At 61.1% G+C, this 916-nt stretch carries 1 protein-coding gene; it reads left to right on the plus strand.

What is annotated here, in order from left to right; all coding sequences use genetic code 11:
* The coding region (gene tnpC, locus ATO11_RS21040) for an IS66 family transposase (protein ID WP_110553844.1) at nucleotides 1-916 on the plus strand (916 nt) is incomplete at both ends.

Below are 916 nucleotides of genomic sequence, written 5' to 3' on the forward strand. Positions count from 1 at the left end.
GCTGGATATCATCCCCGCGCAGTTCCGGGTGATCGTCACCCGTCGCCCCAAATATGCCTGCCGGTCTTGCGAGGGCGGGATCACCCAAGCCCCGGTACCGGCCCACATCATCGCAGGCGGCATGCCGACCGAAGCCACGCTGGCCCATGTTCTGGTCTCAAAATATGCGGACCACTTGCCGCTCTATAGGCAGGCGCAAATCTACAGCCGCCAGGGCATTGATCTGGATCGCTCCACCTTGGCCGCGTGGGTTGGTAAGTCGGCGTTCGAATTGACCCCGGTCTATGAGGCGCTCATGGCCAACCTGAAGCGCTCGACGAAGCTCTTTATGGATGAGACACCCGCGCCGGTTCTGGCACCTGGGCGCAACCGCACCAAAACCGGATACTTCTGGGCCCTTGCCCGCGATGACAGGCCATGGGGCGGTGAGGACCCACCCGGCGTGGCCTTTACCTATGCGCCAGGTCGATCCGGCCAGCATGCAGAGACCATTTTGCAAGGCTTCAGCGGAATCCTGCAGGTCGATGGCTATGCAGGCTATAACCGCCTGCTCAAACGTCCAACACAGGATGTGACACTGGCCTATTGCTGGGCGCATGCCCGTCGCAAACTGCATAAGGTTACACAGTCCAGCACGGCCCCGATTGCGCTGGAAGGTCTGGCCCAAATCCAGGCGCTCTATCGCATCGAAAAAGACCTGCGCAGCCTGCCTGCAGACCAGCGCCATGACGCTCGACAGGACCGCTCAAAACCCCTCATCGACGCTTTCGAACTCTGGCTCACCCAGAACCGCGCCCGTGTCTCGGCAAAATCGCCAACCGGAGACGCCCTGAAATACATCGCCAAGTACTGGGACGGGCTGATCCTGTTCCTCGACGACGGCCGCATCGAACTGGATTCCAACGCCGTCGAACGC

It is taken from the genome of Pseudaestuariivita atlantica (assembly GCF_001205715.1).
Taxonomy (GTDB): domain Bacteria; phylum Pseudomonadota; class Alphaproteobacteria; order Rhodobacterales; family Rhodobacteraceae; genus Pseudaestuariivita; species Pseudaestuariivita atlantica.